This is a genomic window from Hyalangium gracile, assembly GCF_020103725.1.
In the GTDB taxonomy this organism is placed as follows: domain Bacteria; phylum Myxococcota; class Myxococcia; order Myxococcales; family Myxococcaceae; genus Hyalangium; species Hyalangium gracile.
The window spans coordinates 16982-35576 of sequence record NZ_JAHXBG010000004.1 but is presented as its reverse complement, the minus strand read 5'-3'; the positions used below and the strand labels follow the sequence as shown (position 1 = coordinate 35576).

Below are 18595 nucleotides of genomic sequence, written 5' to 3'. Positions count from 1 at the left end.
AGGAGCCAACGATGGAGATGCTCTGCACGCTGCGCAGCGCGACGGAGTCCCAGCGCCAGACGCTACTGAAGGCGCCGGAGCGACTGCAGGACTTCCTGGATGACGAGGAGGACTTCGGGGACCCGGAGGGCGCGAGGTTCCTCGAGCTCGACATCGGAGAGACGTGGCACGGGCTCCAGTACCTGCTGACGGGGACGGCCTGGGAGGGCGCCGCGCCGCTGGACTTCCTCGTGCGCGGCGGCGAGGACGTGGGTGACATCCCCTCGGATGAAGGCACCGCGCGCGTCTTCAAGCCCGCCGAGGTGAAGAAGCTCTCCGAGGCGCTCCATGGCCTCTCGCAGGACACGCTGCGGCGCCGCTTCGATCCGGCGAAGCTGCAGGAGCAGGACATCTACCCGGGGCTCTGGGAGGAGGAGCCGGCCGACGACGTGGATCCCCTGGAGGAGCTGATCAGCTACTTCGCGGAGCTGCGGAAGTTCGTCAGCCAGGTGGCGCAGCGCGGGCACGCGCTGCTGGTGCACATCGGCTGAGGCGGGCCGCTCACCCCATCAGCACGTCGCGCCCCAGCTTCAGCACGAGCGCCGTCACCACGACGAGCACCACCTTGCGCACCAGCTTGTCCCCGCCCTTCACGGTGAGGTGGGCGCCGATCCACGCGCCGGTGAACTGGGCCACGGCCATGGGCAGGGCCACGTGCCACAGCACCACGCCCTTCCAGGCGAAGAGCACCACCGAGGCGATGTTGGAGGCGAAGTTGACCACCTTGGCGTCCGCGGACGCGCGCATCAGCCCGTGGCCCAGCAGGGAGGAGAAGGCCACGATGAGGAAGGTGCCAGTGCCCGGGCCGAAGAAGCCGTCATAGGCGCCGATGAGGAACGCCGCCGCGCCCCCGAGCAGTCGCAGCTTCGCCAGGGGTGGCTCGGGCCGCTCTCCCGGCGGAGGCCCCCTGCGGAAGGCCAGGAAGGCGGCCACGGCGACGAGCAGCACGAGCACCAGCGGCTTGAGCACCTCCGGCTTCACCCACAGCACCAACCGCGCTCCGGCGAACGCGCCGAGCAGCCCCAGCGGGAAGCTCACCGCCGCCAGCTTCCCGCTCACCAGCCCCGCGCGAGTGAAGCGCACCAGCGCCGCGCAGGCCCCGAAGACGGACTGGCCCTTGTTGGTGCCCAGCGCTACGTGCGGGGGCAGCCCGGTGGCCAGCAGCATGGGCAGGGTGATGAGCCCCCCTCCTCCCGCGATGGCGTCCACGCAGCCGGCACACAAGGCAGCCAGGCACAACAGGGCGAGTTCGAGGCCGGTAACGTCCAAGGCAGGACCCTCCTCCGGGCGGGCGGCGCTCCCCCTAACACGCCCACCGGCGGCTTGCTTGCGCACCGGGCCAACCTGAGCGTCAATCCCGACAACGCTTCCCTCCGAGGTCCCCTCCCGTGTCCGCCCCCCTCCTTCCCCTGGTGCTCGTGCTGCTCGCGCAGGCGCCGTCGCAGAACCCCTCCGAGCCCGGCTGTCGCTCCATCGACGGGCAGATCGCCTGCGGCTACGCGTGCAAGTCGGATGGACTGCGCGTGCGCTGCGCCCAGACGCCCCAGGGCATCTGTCAGGTGAAGGATGGGCAGGTGGTGTGCTTCGACCCCCCGCCTACGTCATCCGGGCCTATGGCGGCTCGCTGCCGGAGCCCGAGTGCAAGGCCGCCGAGGGAGAGGTGGCGTGCGGCTACTCCTGCACCACGTACTTCGGGAAGATGAAGTGCGCACGCTCTCCGGCCGGGGTGTGTCGGGGCCGAGGGGACGAAGTGGAGTGTTTCGATCCTCCCGCCTCGGTGTTCGCCATCTACGGCCGCGAGACGCCCAAGATGGAGTGCCGCACCCAGGGCATGGACTTCGCGTGCGGCTACAAGTGCGCGGCCGGCTCGGAGGGCGTGAAGTGCGCCGCCACCCCCTTCGGTGTGTGCAAGACGGAGAGCGGCCGCGTCACCTGCTTCGATCCCAAGCCCGAGGCCATCTGCGCCTTCGGCCGCTCGCTCCCTCCCCCCCAGTGCAAGACCAGCGAGGGCCAGGCCGTCTGCGGCTATGGGTGCGCCTCCTCGTACGGCCGGGTGCTCTGCGCCTCGACGCCCAAGGGCATCTGCAAGGTGTTCGACAGCGAGGTGCGCTGCTTCGACCCGCCGACTACGCTCCAGGCGGAGGCCTCGTGCCTGGCCCTGCTCGGACTGGCGACGCTGGAGGGCGGCCGGCCCTGAGCCGGAGTACCCTTCGGCTTGCTTGGTTCGGCCGGGCGGGGGCGGTAGGGTTCCACCCCTATAAGGAGCGAGACGGCGCATGGCGGAGGGTGAGGTCCGGCAGTACTTCGTCCGCAACGACAAGGGCACCATCTGGGGCCCGCTGACCCTGACGACCATCGAGCTGCTCCTCGATAACGGCGTCATCCAGGGTCGGGTCCAGGTGTCCGAGGACGGGCTCCACTTCGCCTTCCCGGGCCGCTTCCCACACCTGCGCGATGCCTTCCCTCGCGAGCTGTGGGGAGACGTGATTGCCCCGGGCGAGACGGTTCAGGTGGCTCGGGCGGAGCTGCCCCCGGAGATGATGGGTCCCGGCGCTCCTGTCCCACCTGGTGCCCCGGCTCCGCACGCCCCCGGCGCCAGCCCCATGGCGGGCCCGGGTGCCATCGCCCAGGCCGCCGCGCCCAGGCCAGGCCCCGGTGCCGTCGCCCAGGCCGCCGCGCCCAGACCGGGCCCAGGAGTCCAGGCCGCCGTGGCGGCGGCTCCCGGCGCGATGCCGCGAGGCCAGGCCCCCATGGCGGGTGCCGGCGCCCCGGCCGGAGTGCCCAGGCCGGGCCCGGGAGCAGTGGCTCCTCCCGGCGCGCCCGTGGCCGGTCCCGGAGCTCGCCCCGCCGCGGGCCCCCCCGGCGCCATGCCCGTCAACCCTTCGGGCTCCTTCCGCGCCGTCGCGCCCGCGGCGGCCGGGGCCCGTCCCGTTGCTCCGGCGTCCGGGACCGTTCCGGCCGTGCCGTCGGCTCCCGGAGCCGCACCCGCGGCGAGCGCCCCAAGAGCTCCTCCAGGCGCCAACCCCTCTGGCACCTTCGCCTCCGTGGCCGCGCCCGGGAGCGACGCGCCGAAGCCTCCGCCGGTGGTGTCGCCCTCGGGCACCTTCGCCTCGGTGAGCGCGCCCCTGGCGCCTCCCGCGCAGGGCTCGCTCGAGCAGCACTCTCCCGTCGCCCTCTATGGCCGCATCGCCGCGGGCACCCTCACGGGCCTGCTCACCCTGACGCTGGCGGACCGCGCCATCCAGCTCCACTTCCGCAAGGGCAGCCCCGAGTTCATCGACTCGTCGCACCCCGAGGATGGACTGGGCGCGCTGCTGACCCAGGCGCGGCTGCTCACCGCCGAGCAGTTCCAGCAGGCCGAGGCCGCTCGCCCGCGCTTCGGCGGGGAGATCCTCGCGGCCCTGTTCGGCCTGGGGCTGCTGCAGCCGTCCACCGCCTTCAACCACCTCTCCCAGCGCGCGCTCTCCATCCTCCTCAAGGGCCTGCGCGCCGAGTCCGGCACCTTCACCTACGAGGCTCGGGATCTCCCGGCGGCGAAGGCGATGCCGCTGGGCAACAAGTGGGCGGTGCTGAGCGATCAGATCCGCCGCATCCCCTCGGTGGACCTGCGGCGGCGCCTGCAGCCCGTGCTGAACCTGCCCATCATGAAGTCCGAGGGCATCGTCGCCACGAGCGACCTGCGCCTCACGCCGCACGAGGTGCGCGTGCTCACCGTCATCGACGGCGTGCGCTCCCTCTCGCAGCTGCTCGCGGACTTCCCGCAGGACACTGACTACATCCTGCGGCTCGCGTTCCTCCTGAAGGAGCTCGAGGCCGTCTCCTTCGCCGCCGTCGCCCAGCGCGCCCCCGAGCCGAAGGCGGCAGCGCCTCAGCCGCCTCCCGCCGCCGCGCCCAGGCCCGCCGCCCCCAACCCGGCCGCGCCCCCCGCCGCGGCCTCCCGGACCGCCATTCCGACGGTGAATCCCTCGGCACCCGCCGCCGCCGCGCCCAGGCCCGCCGCTCCCAACCCGGCCGCGCCCCCCGCCGCGGCTTCCCGGACCGCCATTCCGACGGTGAATCCCCCGGCACCCGCCGCCGCCGCCCCCAGGCCCGCCGCTCCCAACCCGGCCCCTGCCGCCGCTGCCGCCCGTCCCGCCGCCCCCAATCCGGCCGCGCCCCCTGCCGCGGCCTCTCGGACCGCCGTTCCGACGGTGAATCCCTCGGCATCCGCCGCGGCCGCGGTTCCTGCTGCCGCCGCCCCCAAGCCCGCGGCCCCGGCCTCGAGCGCCCCCGCGTCCGCCGCACCCGCCACGGGCCCTGGCGCGGAGGAAATGCCAGCGCTCCGGCAGACCGCCGCGACGCTCAAGGGGCAGAACCACTTCGAGCGGCTGGGCCTCACGGAGCAGACGGAGGCCGGCGCGGTGAAGATCGCCTACTTCAAGCTGGCCAGGCTGTACCACCCGGACACGCTGCCGCCCGGCGCGCCGCCGGAGCTGGAGCGGCTGAAGGCCGAGATCTTCGGCTACATCGGCGACGCCTACCGGACGCTCACGGACGAGAAGACCCGCAAGGACTACATCGAGCTGCTCAAGTCGGGAGACACCGGCAAGGAAGAGGTGGACGTGGTGGCCATCCTCCAGGCGGAGGAGCGCTTCAAGCGGGGCATCGTCTTCATGAAGGCGCGCAAGTACGCCGAGGCCGTGACGATCTTCGACGAGGCCATCCAGCTCAACGCCGAGGAGGCCGAGTTCCACGTCTGGCGCGCCTACGCCCGCTTCTGTGCCGCCCCGGACAAGAAGGCCGCCCAGGCCGAGGCGTTCCGGGACATCATGGCCGCCCTCAAGAAGAACGAGCGCTGCGCCGCCGGGCACTACTTCCTGGGTGTCATCGCCAAGACGCTGGGGGACGCCTCGGGGTCGCTCAAGCACTTCAAGCGGACGGTGGAGATTCAGCCAGACCACATCGACGCGCAGCGAGAGATCCGCATGGCGGCCCAGAAGAAGTAGGGTGCGCCCTCCACGGGGCCGCCGGGAGGCGCCCCCGCCACTTTTCGAGGAGGAGACGTGCCGCTTACCGGGAAGCAACGCCGCGCCCTGCGCGCGCTGGGCCATCACAAGGAGCCCGTGGTCATCGTCGGACAGTCCGGCGTCACCGAGGGCATCCTGGGCGCCCTGAACCAGGCGCTCGAGGACCACGAGCTCATCAAGGTGAAGATCAACGAGGGCCCCGAGACGCGCCAGGAGGCCGCCGCGAAGATGGCGGAGGGCACCGGCTCGGAGCTGGTCCAGCTGCTAGGCCGCACGGCGCTGCTCTTCAAGAAGCGCAAGAAGGACTCGGAGTTCGACGACCTCTGAGCAGGCCCTCCGGGCGCCGGGCGACTACCAGGTGATGGCGTAGGTGCACGCCGTGGAGCCCTTGTTCCGACAGGTGCTGGGGGTGTCGTGCTCCAGCATCGCGGTCGGCACGAAGCGCCGGGCCGTCGCCTCGAGGATGCCCTCGTCGAAGGCGCAGGGGTACGCGCTGTCGCAGCGCATGACGATGCGCCGCTGTCCCGAGGTCTGGTGGCAGTGGTAGTGCCCGATGCCCTCCAGCATGACGCCCGTCACCGCGTCGAACATGAGGCGCCCGTGCTGGCGGTGGTTCATGTGGAAGCTCACGTCCATGGCCTGCATGGCCGTGGTTATGTCCACCAGCGTGGGCGGGAACAGCGCATAGCGCGCCTTGGCCACGCCCAGCTTGCGCACCATGCGCGTGCCCAGCTGCTGCTCGATCTCCTTGTACGTCTTCAAATAGCCATCGAGCGGATACCAGGCCTCGGTATCCACTCGGATGAAGCCACTCTTGTCGGGCCGGCCGACCCCGTTGGCCATCAACATCTGCCCGGCCAGGATGGTGAACTCTCCAAAAGCCTCGAGCGCAGCGGGGATGACCCTCCCCGTGACCTCGATCCCCGAATGACCTGGAACGCTCATGCGCATGGATGCCCCCCCTGAAGGCGTCGATGCATCGGCGACTGCTTTCCGTTCTTTCCCTCTATTGCAGCACCTCGATGCTTCCTCGAACAGGTGGGATGGGGACGCCTCTCCGCAGCGCGGTGGCGACAGTGTTCGGGTTGCGGTGTGGCTGCTCTTTTACGAGGTCAGTCCGTGAAAGACGCAGGTACGACTCACGGCTGAGGGGTGAACCCGGCGGCCGCGGAGGCGACCTGGGCCGCGCCACTCAGGCGCTCCAGCAGCGCGGGCCCGTAGTACTGGCGCTTGGACTCCCCCGCGGCCTGGGCCACCAGCTCCGGCGTCTCCACGTACCCCAGATAATCGGAGGCGAGCCCGAGCACGCGCGTGGCGCCGGAGCGCCGGGCCAGCACCAGCCCCGCGCCCATGGTGGGCTCGCCTGGGACGGTGAGCAGCTCCAGGGGCCCAAGCGCGAGCGCGCTCACCTCCGCCGTGCGCGCGGCGGAGTAGCACAGGAAGTTGTCACCCGCGGCGCGAGTGAGCGAGGGCACCAGCCGCGAGGCATCCGGCCGGGGCAGCGCCACCTCCGCGCGAGCCAGCGCCAGCCGTGTCGGTCCAGGCGTGGCCGTCGGCGCGGCCTTGTCCACGAGCCCCGACAGCGCCTGCGCGAAGCCGGCGGCGCGCTCCACGCCCTGCCCTTCATTGAAGGCCACGGAGGCATTGCCCACCGCGCCCTGGAGCACGAGCACCACGCCGCCCTGGGCCTCGCGCAGCTCGCTGAGGCGGCCGGGGTAGTCGGGGTCCACGTACTCGCGCTGCCGGGGCACCAGCGTGGGGTGCGCGGAGAAGAAGAGCAGCTCGGCGACGGGGCCCGCGGCGCCTCGGAAGACGGCGCGGGTGAGCGCACCGTCGGGGGCCTCGCCGCCGGTGCGCGAGTAGACGAAGCCGGCGTCGGAGGCCTCGCCCACCTCCAGGGAGACCTCCCCGAGCGCGGCGGCGGCCTGGTGGAGCGCCTGGCTGGCCGCGGAGACGATGACGCCCACGGAGTCCTCGCGGTAGCGGCCGGTGCCCACGAGCTGGGACACCACGCGCGCGTCATACCCGCCGAAGGACGAGTGCGTGTGCGAGGCGAACACGAGCACACCGTGGAGCCCCAGGTCCGAGGCCGCCGCGCGGATCTGCTCCACCATGGGCGCCGTGACGAGCAGCAGCTCCAGGGAGACGAGCCCCACGCGCGCCTCTCCCGCCTGAAGGACGATGGCGCGGGCATGGAGCGGCGGGTTGGCCTGGGAGGCCTCGGGGCGCGGCGGCGGGTAGCCGGCGACGACGATGGGGAAGGGAGGCACCATCGCCACCTTCGCGGCGCCGGCCCGCAGCGGGCCCTCGGCCTTCACCTGGCCGCGCAGCACCGGGGCGCTCTCCTCCCAGCGGCCGCACCAGTTCCACGAGGCCAGGGCATACGCCGCGCCCGCCGTCAGGAGCGCGAAGGGGAGCAGGGAGCGCAGGGAGCGGCGTCGCGTCGCCATAAGAGGACCAGCCTAGCTGTTCATGCTCGGGGCCGGGGGTATTGCTGTCATGGAGTGGACTCGCGGGCCCTCTCCTGCCCGCCTGCCCTTGGGAGCCGAGCCCCTGCCCACACGTCCCGACCCTGGCGGCGGGTGGAATACCAGGCAGAGGAGCACGGGTTCCTGTTCCTCTAAGCGAAGCAAAAGGGGATAAGGCGCCACCATGTGCGGCATCTTCGGAATCACAGGCCATCCTGAGGCTTCCAACCTGACCTACCTGGGGCTGCACGCCCTGCAGCACCGCGGGCAGGAGTCCGCGGGCATCGTCGCCACGGACGGCAACCACCTGCGGGCCTTCCGGTCCATGGGGCTGGTGGCGGACATCTTCACCGAGCCCGTGCTGGAGAAGCTGCCGGGCAGCTCCGCGATTGGCCACGTGCGCTACTCCACGGCGGGCGTCAGCCAGCTGAAGAACGCACAGCCGCTGTCGGTGGAGTATGCCGGCGGGCAGCTGGCCGTCGCGCACAACGGCAACCTGGTGAACGCCCGCGAGCTGCGCTCCTCGCTCGAGGCGGACGGGGCCATCTTCCAGTCGGACTCGGACACCGAGGTCGTCATCCACCTCATCGCCCGCTCGCGGCAGCCCACCTTCGAGAAGAAGGTCATCGAGGCGCTGGGCAAGGTGAAGGGGGCCTACAGCCTGCTCTTCCTCACCCAGCAGCAGCTGGTGGCGGTGAGGGACCCCTACGGCTTCCGGCCGCTGGTGCTGGGGCGGCTGCGCAACAGCTACGTGCTGGCCAGCGAGACGACGGCGCTGGACTTGATTGAAGCGGAGTACATCCGCGAGCTCGAGGCCGGCGAGATGGTGGTCATCGACGCGCAGGGCATGCGGACGCTGCAGCCCTTCGCGCCGACGCGGCTGGGCCGCTGCATCTTCGAGCACGTGTACTTCGCCAAGCCGGACTCGGTGCTGTTCGGCACCAGCGTGTACGAGTCGCGCAAGGAGCTGGGGCGCCAGCTTGCGCGCGAGCAGCCCGCGCCGGCGGCGGACCTGGTCATCGCCGTGCCGGACTCGGGCGTGCCGGCGGCCATCGGCTTCTCGCAGGTGAGCGGCATCCCGTATGACGTGGGGCTCATCCGCAGCCACTACGTGGGGCGCACGTTCATCGAGCCGCAGCAGTCCATCCGTCACTTCGGGGTGAAGCTGAAGCTGTCGGCGGTGCGGCAGGTGCTCAAGGGCAAGCGGGTGGTGGTGGTGGATGACTCCATCGTCCGGGGCACGACGAGCCGGAAGATCGTCAAGATGCTGAAGGCGGCCGGCGCGGTGGAGGTGCACCTGCGCATCTCGTCTCCGCCGACGAGCTGGCCCTGCTACTACGGCATCGACACGCCGAGCCGGCAGGAGCTCATCGCCTCCAGCCACACGACGGACGAGATCGCCCGCTACGTGACGGCGGACACGCTGGGCTACCTGTCGCTGGAGGGCCTTGGCAAGGCGCTGGGCGACCCGGAGCGCGGCACCTTCTGCACGGCGTGCTTCTCGGGGAAGTACCTGGCCGGCGAGCTGAGCCCGGAGGCGACGGCCCAGAGCGCCAGGGAGCAGCACACGTCCGAGGCGGCGGTCGCCGAGTCCGCGGTGGCCACGGGCCCGGTGGTGCCCACGCGGCCCTTGAGCGCCTAGTCAGCCGGAGGGGTGCTCCAGCGGCACCTCGAGGATGAAGCTCGCCCCCTGCCCCGCGCCCGCGGAGCGAGCCACGAGCGTGCCGCCCATCTCCTGCGCGGCCAGGGCGCACGAGTGCAGCCCGATGCCGTGCCCGTCCTTGCGCGTCGTGAAGCCGAAGTGGAAGAGCTTCTCGAGGTTCTCCGGGGTGATGCCCATCCCGTTGTCCTCCACCTCGATGCGCCAGTGGTCCGGCTTGCCCCGGCCCAGGTGCAGGACGAGCCGCCGCTCCGTCTCGCGCCCCTCCACCAGCGCCCGCTGGGCGTTGGAGATGAGGTTCACGAGGATCTGCAGCACCTTGTGCTTCTCCACCAGCACCTCGGGCAGCGTGTCGAAGCGCCTCACCACCTCCACGGCGTACTTCTTCAGCGCGGCCTGGTTGATGCGCAGCGCCAGCTCGACGAGCTCGGTGAGGGGCAGCTGCTCCACCAGCCGCTGCCGGCCGGCGTAGGCGTTCTGCATGGCGATGATCTGCTTGATGTGCTCGACGTGCTCGAGCGTCTCCAGCTGCTGGGCGACGAGGCGATCGCGCTCCTTCTCCAGCTCCTGCCCCAGGCGCTGGAGGAAGTCGGGGACCATCTTCCCGCGCGGATCCTCTCGCAGCCACTGGGGCTCCTCGCGGTGCTGGGCCAGGAGCTCGCCGGTGCGGGACACCCTGCCGAGCGCCAGGCGCCTCAAGTCCTCCGCGCTCTGGTGGGTGTTGATGTTCAGGCTGTTGAGGACGTTGCCCACGTTGTGCAGCACGCTGGCGGCCACCTCGGCCCGGCCCGCCAGGTGGGCCGCCTCCACGAGCTGACGCTGGGTCAGCTCCAGCTCCCGGCTGCGCGCGCGGACGCGCTCCTCCAGCTCGGCGTTGAGCTGCTCGCGCTTGCGCAGCTCGTCCGTGTAGGCGAAGCCCACGAGCAGGATGCTCGCCAGCAGGATGGCGCCGGTGGCCCCGACGATGAGCAGCGCCATCCGCGCCGCCTGCTGGCTGAGCTCGGCGCGGATGCCGCGATAGTGGATGAGCTCTCCGGCGACCAGGTGGTTGATGTCCTCCTTCATGAACCGGGCGGTCCGCTCCAGCGCGGCCTTCTCGACGACGGCCTCGGGGATGCGGCCATCCCGGGCGAGCCGGAAGATGCGCTCGCTGTGCTCGTTGCAGGTGAGCGCCATGCGCCGCAGGGGCTCCAGGCGTCGGTTGGCCTCCTGGGCCTGGGCATCCTTGCCGAAGGTCTCGAGCAGCCCATGGATGGTCGACAGGGTGCGGTTCACCCGGGCCCGGCTCGCGTCATCCCGCGCCACGATGGAGTCGGTGACGTGCCGCAGCAGCTGATCGGCCTCATCGCTCGCCTCGCTGGCCACGAGCACCTCGCGGACGATGACATCCAGCCGGTTCATGGCCTCGCGCAGGCGGAGGAACGAATAGAGCGCCACCCCGCCCAGGACGAGCAGCAGGGCGAGCGAGGACAGCAGGGCGGTCTTGCGCGAGATCCTCATGGCGCGAGCGGGGCCTCAGGGAAGCTCGCGCTCCCAGAGCTCCCGAGCCATGGCCGCGGCGTTCTCGCGCGTGACGACCTTGAACGGCGCATCCACGGAGGGCAGGGGCGGCTCGCCCCGGAGGATGCGCAGGGCGGCCTGGGCGGCCAGGCGGCCGTGCTCGCTCGGGTACTGCGCGAGCGTGGCCTCCACCCATCCCTCCTGGATGAGCCTCAGCACCTCGAAGTCCGCATCGATGCCGGTGATGACGATGTCCTTGCGGTCGCGGGCGCGGACGGCCGAGGCGGCCCCGATGAGCGCGGTGCCGAAGGGGGCGTAGATGCCCTTCAGGTCGGGGTGCTCGCGCAGTACCTCCTCCACCGCCGCCATGCACCCCTCCTTGGAGACATCCCGCCTGGTGGCGACGATCTGAAGCCCGGTGCCCCGGATGGCGTCCTGGAAGCCCTCATGACGCAAGGTGAGCCGGGTGAGGTCCGTCGGCGTGTTGAGCACCATGATCTTCCCCTGGCCGCCGAGCTTGCGCGCCAGGATCGTCCCGGCATCGAAGCCATTGTCGCGGTCGCGCCCCAGGATGGTGGTGGTGACGCGCGAGCCGGGCATCGCGGTGACGGCGACGATGGGGATGCGCAGGTCCGCCGCCTTGTTGGTCTCCTGGGTGATGAGCTGGTCATCGGTGGGGACGATCACCAGCGCATCGACGCGCCGGGCGATGTGCCGCTCGATGTCCTCCCGCTGCCTCTGGCCATCGTGCCGGGCGTCGGTGATGACGGAGTCGACCCTGGCGGCCTCGAGCGTCTCCTGGAAGGCCCTGCTCATGTAGACGCCGTAGTCGTCCGTCGTCATGTGGAGCGACAGGCCGACCAGCCAGGGGCGCTTCTCCTCCTCGGAGGCCGAGGCCCGGGAGCCCGACGGGGAGTCCCCCCGCTTCATCAGCGTCACTCCCAGCCCTGCCCCGACGGCCACCAGCGCGGCCAGCACCACCATCCCAGTCCTGAAGCGAGTACTCATGCGGCAGCCTTCCGGGGACGCGCCCTTCCATCCCGAGGTGGCCGAGTCTAGTCGAAATCACGCCGCGCTGACGGCGGTGCCCGGCCCCATCGCCACGGGCCTTCCGTCGATGAAGTCGACGAGATCCGCCGGCAGCGGAGCATCGAAGCGGACGGTCTGCCGTGACCCAGGGTGGGTAAAGGAGATGTGCGCGGCGTGAAGGGCGTGGCGGGGCAGGCGCAGACGCACCCAGGCCTCGGGCTCCAGGCAGTGCTTGCTGAAGCGGTCGAAGTAGCCGGGGTCCGGGCCGTACATCTTGTCCCCCACCAGGGGGAAGCCCGCCGCCTGCAGGTGGATGCGAATCTGATGCTGGCGCCCCGTCTCCGGGTAGCAGCGCAGCAGGGCGAACGGCTCGCCGTCACGGGTGAAGCGCTGGACCACCTGGAAGCGGGTGCGGCTCTGCTTGCCCTCCACGGCATCGATGCGGACGGCGATCCGGATCAGCTCGGTGCCCTCGGCGATGGGCGCGTCCACGACGAAGGTGTCCTCGGCAGGTTGGCCCTCGCAGATGGCGAGGTACTCCTTGTGGACGTCGCGCGAGAGGAAGAGGCGGCCCAGCACGCGACAGGACTCGGTGCTTCGCCCGCAGACGACCAGGCCACTGGTCTCGCGATCCAGCCGGTGGGCGGGCTCCGCGAAGCGCTCCCCGAAGCGCTCTCGCAGCAGCGAGACCAGGGTGCCATTCTGGTAGCGCGCGGTGGGGTGGATGGGCAGGCCCGCGGGCTTGTCGAGCACCAGGAGCCAGTCATCCTGGAACACGACGGGCACCTCCGTGGGGAAGTCCGGCTCGTCGGTGACGCGGCGGCGGATGACGAAGGTGAGGCCCGGGTAGACGAGCGTGGACGGCTTGAGCCGGTGCTCGCAGATGAGGCCGCGCTGGATGATGCCCAGGATGCGGTTGCGCGGCAGCCGGCGGATCTTCTCGCCGAGATAGCGCTCCAGGCGCCACCCCGCGTAGTTGGGCTCCACGACATACTCGATGTCGATGTAGCCCTCGGACGCCTCGCGGGAGGAAGGAGGCGCTGGGGGACTGTCGGCTCTCGTCTCGCTCATGCCAGCCGCATGTCTCCTAGCATGAGGAGCACGGTCCGCGCTGGTACATGCGCCCACCTCCCCTCCAACCAACGGAGGGACGGCCTGGCCCCCTGGCGGAGCTTCCCGAAGGATCAGCACCTCCCCGTGCGAGACATGATCCATTTAGCATTCAGGCCGGATCCAGCGCTCTGTTATCCTGCCAGCGAACCCGACGTCCGCATCGGGAAAGCCCTGGCGTGTTGCACGCACTCCTCGAGATTCAGTCGGAGCTCATTCGAGGCGGCGCCACGCTGCCCCTGCTCGACAGGTTTCTCGGGCTGCTCCTCGAGCACACAGGCGGCGCGCACGGCTTTCTCGCGGAGGTGCGGCCGGCACGGGAGACGGGCCTCCGCTTCCCGCTCCTCGTCAGCAGCCCGCCGACCTGGAGGGAGCGCCTGGGCGAGCTGTCCTCACACCCCAGCCTGCGCTCCCTCCTGGACGACGCCATCTCGAGGGGACAGCCCGTCTCCTCCAGCGGGCTCGCGGCCCTCCTCGACGCTCCACCCGTTCCAGGCGCGCCGGCGCCCGACAGCCTCTGGCTCCTGCCGCTCGTCAGCCAGGGTGAGCCCCTGGGCCTGCTGGGCCTCACCCACCTCCAGGGTGCTCCGGATGCCGAGCGATTTCCCCTCCTCCCGGCCGCGCTGACGGCGGGGGCCAACCTCCTGCTCTCCTGGCGTCGCGAGCAGCAACGCCGGGCCCGGGACGAGGCGCACCGCCTCGAGCAGGCGAAGCTGGAGGAGCTGAAGCAGGCGCTCACGAGCGTGGAGGATGCCCTGTGGGACTGGAAGCTCCCCACCGGGGAGCTGCGCTTCAGCCGCCGCTGGCGGGCGCTGCTGGGGTACTCCGAGGAGGAGCTGAAGCCCAGGGTCTCGCAGTGGCAGCGGCTGTGCCATCCGGAGGATCTGCCCGAGGTCCGCCAGCACGTCCTCGCGCACCTGGAGGGCATCTCTCCCTACTTCGAGTTCGCCTATCGGGCGCGGCACAAGAGTGGCGAGTGGGCCTGGATCCTGAGCCGGGCCCGAATCGTGGCGCGCGACGAGCAGGGCAAGCCGGTGCGCATCATGGGCACCGACGTGGACATCACCGCCCGGAAGAACAGCGAGGCGCGGCTGAGCGCGCTTATCCGCACCATCCCGGACCTGCTCTTCCGCATCCGCCTCGACGGCACCCTCGTCGACTGGAACGAAGGAACGCCGGAGCCGACGGCGCTGCCGCCGGAGGCCTTCCTGGGCAAGAAGATCCAGGACCTGCCGCTGCCCCGGTCCTTCATCGAGCTGACGCTCGAGAAGGTCCAGCGCGTCATCCGCGAAGGGACCCTGGCCGTCTACGAGTACGACCTGGAGGCCATGGACAAGCAGGTGCGGCGGTACGAGGCGCGGGTGGTCCGCGGCGGCCCGGACGAGGCCGTCTGCATCGTGCGAAACATCTCCGAGCGCAAGCTGGTGGAGGAGCGCCAGGTCCAGCTCGTCCGAGCCGAGAAGCTGGCCTCGCTGGGGCAGCTCGCGGCGGGCATCGCCCACGAGATCAACAACCCCGTGAGCTATGTGACGAGCAACCTCCGGCTGCTCGAGCAGCAGCTCGCCGAGCTGCGCCCCCTGCTGGAGCTGCAGCGCGAGCTGCTCGAGGGGGCTGGCGCCGAGGACCGGGTGCTGTCGGCGGACCAGCTCTCGCGCCTGCGGGCGCTGTGGGAGCGCGCGGACGTGGAGTACCTGCTCGCGGAGCTGCCCGAGGTCCTCCACGAGTCCCTCACGGGCACGCGGCGCATCAAGGAGATCGTCCAGAGCCTGCGCTCGTTCGCGCGAGAGGACGAGGACCGCCCTCAAGAGGTGGACCTGAACGGAGAGCTGGAGTCCACGCTGCGCATGGTGTGGAACGAGCTGAAGTACAAGTGCGAGGTGAAGCGCGACTTCGGGACGCTGCCGCCCGTCACCTGCTACCCCACGCAGATCACCCAGGTCTTCACCAACCTGCTCGTCAACGCGGCCCAGGCCATCGAGACGCAGGGAGAGATCCGCGTCCGCACCTGGCGGCGGGAGCACGAGGCGGTGGTGGAGATCTCCGACACGGGCAAGGGGATGACGCCGGAGACGCTCGCCCGGCTCTTCACGCCGTTCTTCACCACCAAGCCCCGAGGCCAGGGCACGGGGCTGGGGCTGTCCATCAGCCGTGACATCATCACCCGCCACGGCGGGCGCATCGAGGTCCGCAGCGAGCCCGGCCAGGGCAGCACCTTCACCGTCTATCTGCCCTTCGAGGGCGGGAAGCTCCCCAAGCCCTCGGAGTGACGCGGGCGCGGCCTGGCGCCCGCTCAGGCGGAGGCGCGCAGGTCCCCGCTGCCCTCACCCAGCACGCGCTCGTACAGCTCGGCGATGCGCTGGGCGGTGCGGCCATCCCACAGGGCGGGCACGCGGCCCTTCTTGCCCTGTCCGTCGAGCGCGCGATCCGCCTCCTGGCTGATGCGCACCGGGTCGGTGCCGACGATGAGGTTGGTGCCCTGCTCCACGGTGATGGGACGCTCGGTGTTCTCGCGCAGCGTGAGGCACGGCACGCCCAGCGCGGTGGACTCCTCCTGCAGCCCGCCCGAGTCGGTGAGGATGAGCCGGGCCTGCGAGGTGAGCGCGAGGAACTCCAGGTAGCCCATGGGCTCCACCAGGCGCAGCCCCGGCGAGCGCTCGAGCATGCCGCTCAGCCCGTGGTCCGCCAGCATCTTCCGCGTGCGCGGGTGCACCGGGAAGATGACGGGCACGCGGTTGGAGACGTGGGCGAGCGCGGACAGCAGCCCGCCGAGCACCTTCGGGTCATCCACGTTGGAGGCGCGGTGCAGCGTGCACACCGCGTAGCCGCCGGGCGTGAGCCCCAGCTCGGACAGCGTGGACAGCTTCTCGGCCCGGGCCTTGGAGGCCAGCAGCGAGTCGATCATCACGTTGCCCACGAAGTGGATGCGCGACGGGTCCACGCCCTCCTTGAGGAGGTTGGCGTCGCCGTCCTGCGACGGCGTGAGCAGCAGGTCCGCCAGCCGGTCGGTGACGACGCGGTTGATCTCCTCCGGCATGCGCGGATCGAAGCTGCGCAGGCCCGCCTCCACGTGGGAGATGCGGATGCCCATCTTCGAGGCCACCAGGGCGCCGGCAAGGGTGCTGTTGACGTCGCCCACCACCGAGACGAGGTCCGGCTTCTCGCGCAGGAAGACCTTCTCGAGCTCGATCATGGTGCGTGCGGTCTGCTCGGCGTGGCTGCCCGAGCCGATGCCCAGGTACACGTCCGGCGCCGCCATGCCGAGATCCGTGAAGAAGACGTCACTCATCTTCACGTCATAGTGCTGGCCGGTGTGGACGAGGACCTGGGCGAGCCGGCCGCGCTCGGCGATGGCCTTGTGGATGGGCGCGGCCTTCATGAAGTTGGGGCGCGCGCCGACGATGTGGAGGACCTTCTTCATGGCCTGGGGAAGCTAGGCACGGTCTGTCCGGTGGCCAGTGTCCGGGCCACTACAGCGCGGGCGGGACGTCCTGAATCTGATAGACGGGCGGGCCATGGCCTCTCCCCGGACCGTCGCCGTCATCCCCGCCCGCCATGCCAGCACCCGCTTCCCTGGCAAGCCGCTCGCCCTCATCGCCGGCACTCCCATGGTGGAGCACGTCTGGCGCCGCTGCCAGGAGGCCGAGGCCTTCGACGAGGTGCTGGTGGCCACCGATGACGAGCGCATCCGCGACGCGGTGGCCCTCTTCGGAGGCACGGCGGTGATGACGAGCCCCTCGTGCGCCACGGGAACCGACCGCGTGGCGGAGGTAGCGCGCAGCCGCCCGGGCGTGGACGTGTGGGTGAACGTCCAGGGCGACGAGCCCCTGCTGGATCCCGCGGCCCTGAAGGTGCTGGCGGACCTCTTCACGGACCCCGACGTGGGCATGGGGACCCTGGTGCGCCCCCTGGAGGCGGTGGAGGTGCCCAACCCCAATGTGGTGAAGGCGGTGCTCGCGGTGAACGGGGACGCGCTCTACTTCAGCCGGGCCGCCCTGCCCTTCATCCGAGAGGCGGGCCATGAAGGCAGTGTGCGGCGCTGGGCCCACATCGGCCTGTATGGCTACCGGCATGAGACGCTGCTGAAGCTGGCCTCGCTGCCGCCCACGCCGCTGGAGGAGGCCGAGAAGCTGGAGCAGCTCCGCGCGCTGGAGCACGGCCTGCGCATCCGCTGCGGACAGGTTCACTGGAGCACAGTCGCGGTGGACGTGCCCGAGGACGTGGCCCGCGTGGAGGCCGTGCTGCGCAGCCGGCTCAAGGGCTGACCGCGTCGGCCCGCGTCCCCAGCGCGAACTCGCCCACGGAGCCCTCCACGAGCGGATCGATCCCCGTGGCGCGAGCGAACAGGTCCGCGGCACCGCTGCCCAGCGCGCAGGGCGCCAGCCCCATGGCGGTGGCCACCAGGTACAGCGTCTGGAAGATCACCCCCACGTGCTTGAGCATCGCCGCGTAGGCCATGGTCTCGTACTTCCACGTCATGCGCTCGAAGCAGGCGGTCAGCACCACCACCACCTGCGGGTAGACGGTGCGAATCATCCCCGCGGCGGCGAGCTTCAGCATCCGCTCCAGCTGCTCCGGCCGCGCCTGCACGCGGTAGAGGGCGTGCTCCTCGAGCCGATAGGCGTACAGCCCGGGTTCCAATCCCTCACACCGATGGACAAGGACATACACCTCGGTCTCATAGATGGCGCCGCCGGAGGGATAGGGACGTGCCTCCTTCTGGTCCCGGTCCGCCAGGTCCGCATGTCTCAGGCCCACGGCGCGGTAGAGCAGCTCCCCCAGCGCGGCGCGCGTCACCGGACGCTCACCTTGATTGCGAACCGTCCGGCGGCGCTCCAGCACCTCGGTAAATGGAGCGTCTCGTTGCACGACGGCGCTCAGGTCCGGCCGCTCCAGCCGGAGCGGCTCACCGGAGGGTGGCGGCTTCCTTCCCGGCTGTGGCCGCTTTCCGCGAAATCGGAACGTGGCGCCGCCGTAGCCTGTCTCGTGCCGGCCCCAGCGCGTCCAGCCGTGAAACAGCAAATCATGAAACTCCCAGGGAACGAGCGCTTCGGGCTCAATGGGAGCGCCCTCCGCCCCCACCTCCACCAGGACGCCGGCCTCCAGCAGCATGCGCAGGAAGACAGACGTCAGCTCGCCAGGAATACCTGGAATCACTTTCGCGAATTCCACGGAGTTTCGGGAGGTGCTCAGGGCACCCAGCAGCGCCGGCCCGTGCCAGGTGGGCATCCACACCCTCGACAGGGACAGGGGCGTCTCCAGCATGGAGCCCTCATCCACCCTGCGACTGAAGGCGAAGCGAGAGAGCTGGTAGCGCGCATCCGCGCGGGGCGAGCCCCGGTTGGACACAGTGCCCTCCGGTGACAGCCGGGCGATGAGCACTCCATCGAGGTGGAGGCTGCGAGCCACGGCGCCGTGCGCGCGCAAGGCTGCCAACAAGGAATGAAAGTGGGCGGCGTCAGTCAATCCGCCATGTCCCGCGAGCTCCGCCAGCTCGTCCAGGGTTTGTCCGCCCGCCGCCAGGGCGTCCAGTACCGCTGTCACACCTGGTGATACAGGAGGAAGTATCAGGCTGAGGCGCCCGGTTACCGCCCGCCGGCCGTCGGCGGTGTGCGCCAGGGAAAGCCCAGGCGCAAGGGACAGCGTCTCGCGAATGGCCATGACTGCCTTCGAGGCTGCGACGAAGCGGGGGCCAGGAGTTTCGACGGACCGAGGCGAGAGAGGCGCTGCGGGAGGGGGCTGAGGGGAGGACAGCGCCAGGCCAGATGGTCTCGTCTACATCCTGA

At 70.8% G+C, this 18595-nt stretch carries 15 protein-coding genes; 7 read left to right on the top strand and 8 right to left on the bottom strand.

All coding sequences use genetic code 11. The features are described 5' to 3' along the window. Positions 1 to 11 precede the first annotated feature (11 nt). Positions 12 to 530, top strand: a complete 519-nt coding sequence (locus KY572_RS09155) for a YfbM family protein (protein ID WP_224242158.1) — start codon at positions 12 to 14, stop codon at positions 528 to 530. Positions 531 to 540: 10 nt separating this feature from the next. On the opposite strand, the gene KY572_RS09150 is transcribed toward KY572_RS09155, so the two are convergent. After that, positions 541 to 1308 (bottom strand): TSUP family transporter, encoded by a 768-nt coding sequence (locus tag KY572_RS09150; protein ID WP_224242157.1) that lies wholly within the window; start codon positions 1306 to 1308, stop codon positions 541 to 543. Between the two features lie 310 nt (positions 1309 to 1618). Here KY572_RS09150 and KY572_RS09145 point away from each other — a divergent pair, with 310 nt between their 5' ends. The 3 genes from KY572_RS09145 to yhbY all read left to right on the top strand — a co-directional run bounded on the left by KY572_RS09145 (position 1619) and on the right by yhbY (position 5372). After that, complete coding sequence (locus tag KY572_RS09145) at positions 1619 to 2236, top strand: hypothetical protein (protein WP_224242156.1); 618 nt, start codon at positions 1619 to 1621, stop codon at positions 2234 to 2236. Between the two features lie 79 nt (positions 2237 to 2315). Beyond that, on the top strand, positions 2316 to 5024 hold the full coding sequence (locus KY572_RS09140; protein ID WP_224242155.1) for a DnaJ domain-containing protein: 2709 nt from the start codon (positions 2316 to 2318) through the stop codon (positions 5022 to 5024). A gap of 57 nt (positions 5025 to 5081) precedes the next feature. Then, complete coding sequence (gene yhbY / locus KY572_RS09135) at positions 5082 to 5372, top strand: ribosome assembly RNA-binding protein YhbY (RefSeq protein WP_224242154.1); 291 nt, start codon at positions 5082 to 5084, stop codon at positions 5370 to 5372. A 24-nt stretch (positions 5373 to 5396) separates the two neighbouring features. Here yhbY and KY572_RS09130 read toward each other — a convergent pair whose 3' ends face one another. Continuing rightward, positions 5397 to 5990: a hypothetical protein gene (locus KY572_RS09130; protein WP_224242153.1), complete on the bottom strand. Its 594-nt coding sequence runs from the start codon at positions 5988 to 5990 to the stop codon at positions 5397 to 5399. A gap of 194 nt (positions 5991 to 6184) precedes the next feature. After that, positions 6185 to 7495, bottom strand: coding sequence for a hypothetical protein (locus KY572_RS09125; RefSeq protein WP_224242152.1), 1311 nt, complete (start codon positions 7493 to 7495; stop codon positions 6185 to 6187). 202 nt (positions 7496 to 7697) lie between these two features. On the opposite strand from KY572_RS09125, the gene purF reads away from it, so the two are divergent. Then, positions 7698 to 9155, top strand: coding sequence for an amidophosphoribosyltransferase (gene purF, locus KY572_RS09120; RefSeq protein ID WP_224242151.1), 1458 nt, complete (start codon positions 7698 to 7700; stop codon positions 9153 to 9155). Here the strand turns inward: purF and KY572_RS09115 are convergent, their stop codons facing one another. The 3 genes from KY572_RS09115 to KY572_RS09105 are packed head-to-tail and all read right to left on the bottom strand — an operon-like array spanning position 9156 to position 12773. Next, on the bottom strand, positions 9156 to 10673 hold the full coding sequence (locus KY572_RS09115) for a sensor histidine kinase (protein WP_224242150.1): 1518 nt from the start codon (positions 10671 to 10673) through the stop codon (positions 9156 to 9158). 15 nt (positions 10674 to 10688) lie between these two features. Continuing rightward, positions 10689 to 11681 (bottom strand): sugar ABC transporter substrate-binding protein, encoded by a 993-nt coding sequence (locus KY572_RS09110; RefSeq protein ID WP_224242149.1) that lies wholly within the window; start codon positions 11679 to 11681, stop codon positions 10689 to 10691. Between the two features lie 57 nt (positions 11682 to 11738). After that, positions 11739 to 12773, bottom strand: coding sequence for an RluA family pseudouridine synthase (locus tag KY572_RS09105; RefSeq protein WP_224242148.1), 1035 nt, complete (start codon positions 12771 to 12773; stop codon positions 11739 to 11741). Positions 12774 to 12991: 218 nt separating this feature from the next. On the opposite strand from KY572_RS09105, the gene KY572_RS09100 reads away from it, so the two are divergent. Continuing rightward, positions 12992 to 15079 carry a PAS domain-containing sensor histidine kinase gene (locus KY572_RS09100; protein ID WP_224242147.1) on the top strand — a complete coding sequence of 696 codons (2088 nt, stop codon included), beginning with the start codon at positions 12992 to 12994 and terminating at the stop codon, positions 15077 to 15079. A 23-nt stretch (positions 15080 to 15102) separates the two neighbouring features. On the opposite strand, the gene wecB is transcribed toward KY572_RS09100, so the two are convergent. Then, positions 15103 to 16230 (bottom strand): non-hydrolyzing UDP-N-acetylglucosamine 2-epimerase, encoded by a 1128-nt coding sequence (gene wecB / locus KY572_RS09095; RefSeq protein ID WP_224242146.1) that lies wholly within the window; start codon positions 16228 to 16230, stop codon positions 15103 to 15105. Between the two features lie 94 nt (positions 16231 to 16324). On the opposite strand from wecB, the gene kdsB reads away from it, so the two are divergent. Continuing rightward, on the top strand, positions 16325 to 17074 hold the full coding sequence (kdsB, locus tag KY572_RS09090; RefSeq protein ID WP_224242145.1) for a 3-deoxy-manno-octulosonate cytidylyltransferase: 750 nt from the start codon (positions 16325 to 16327) through the stop codon (positions 17072 to 17074). Here kdsB and KY572_RS09085 read toward each other — a convergent pair. Continuing rightward, positions 17064 to 18353, bottom strand: a complete 1290-nt coding sequence (locus KY572_RS09085) for a SagB family peptide dehydrogenase (protein ID WP_224242144.1) — start codon at positions 18351 to 18353, stop codon at positions 17064 to 17066. The genes kdsB and KY572_RS09085 overlap by 11 nt on opposite strands. Positions 18354 to 18595: the final 242 nt, after the last annotated feature.

Coding starts and splice junctions, on each gene's coding strand:
- KY572_RS09155 (WP_224242158.1), top strand. CDS start 12: ATGGAGATGCTCTGCACGCTGCGCAGCGCGACGGAGTCCCAGCGCCAG.
- KY572_RS09140 (WP_224242155.1), top strand. CDS start 2,316: ATGGCGGAGGGTGAGGTCCGGCAGTACTTCGTCCGCAACGACAAGGGC.
- KY572_RS09130 (WP_224242153.1), bottom strand. CDS start 5,990: ATGAGCGTTCCAGGTCATTCGGGGATCGAGGTCACGGGGAGGGTCATC.
- KY572_RS09125 (WP_224242152.1), bottom strand. CDS start 7,495: ATGGCGACGCGACGCCGCTCCCTGCGCTCCCTGCTCCCCTTCGCGCTC.
- purF (WP_224242151.1), top strand. CDS start 7,698: ATGTGCGGCATCTTCGGAATCACAGGCCATCCTGAGGCTTCCAACCTG.
- KY572_RS09115 (WP_224242150.1), bottom strand. CDS start 10,673: ATGAGGATCTCGCGCAAGACCGCCCTGCTGTCCTCGCTCGCCCTGCTG.
- KY572_RS09110 (WP_224242149.1), bottom strand. CDS start 11,681: ATGAGTACTCGCTTCAGGACTGGGATGGTGGTGCTGGCCGCGCTGGTG.
- KY572_RS09105 (WP_224242148.1), bottom strand. CDS start 12,773: ATGAGCGAGACGAGAGCCGACAGTCCCCCAGCGCCTCCTTCCTCCCGC.
- wecB (WP_224242146.1), bottom strand. CDS start 16,230: ATGAAGAAGGTCCTCCACATCGTCGGCGCGCGCCCCAACTTCATGAAG.
- kdsB (WP_224242145.1), top strand. CDS start 16,325: ATGGCCTCTCCCCGGACCGTCGCCGTCATCCCCGCCCGCCATGCCAGC.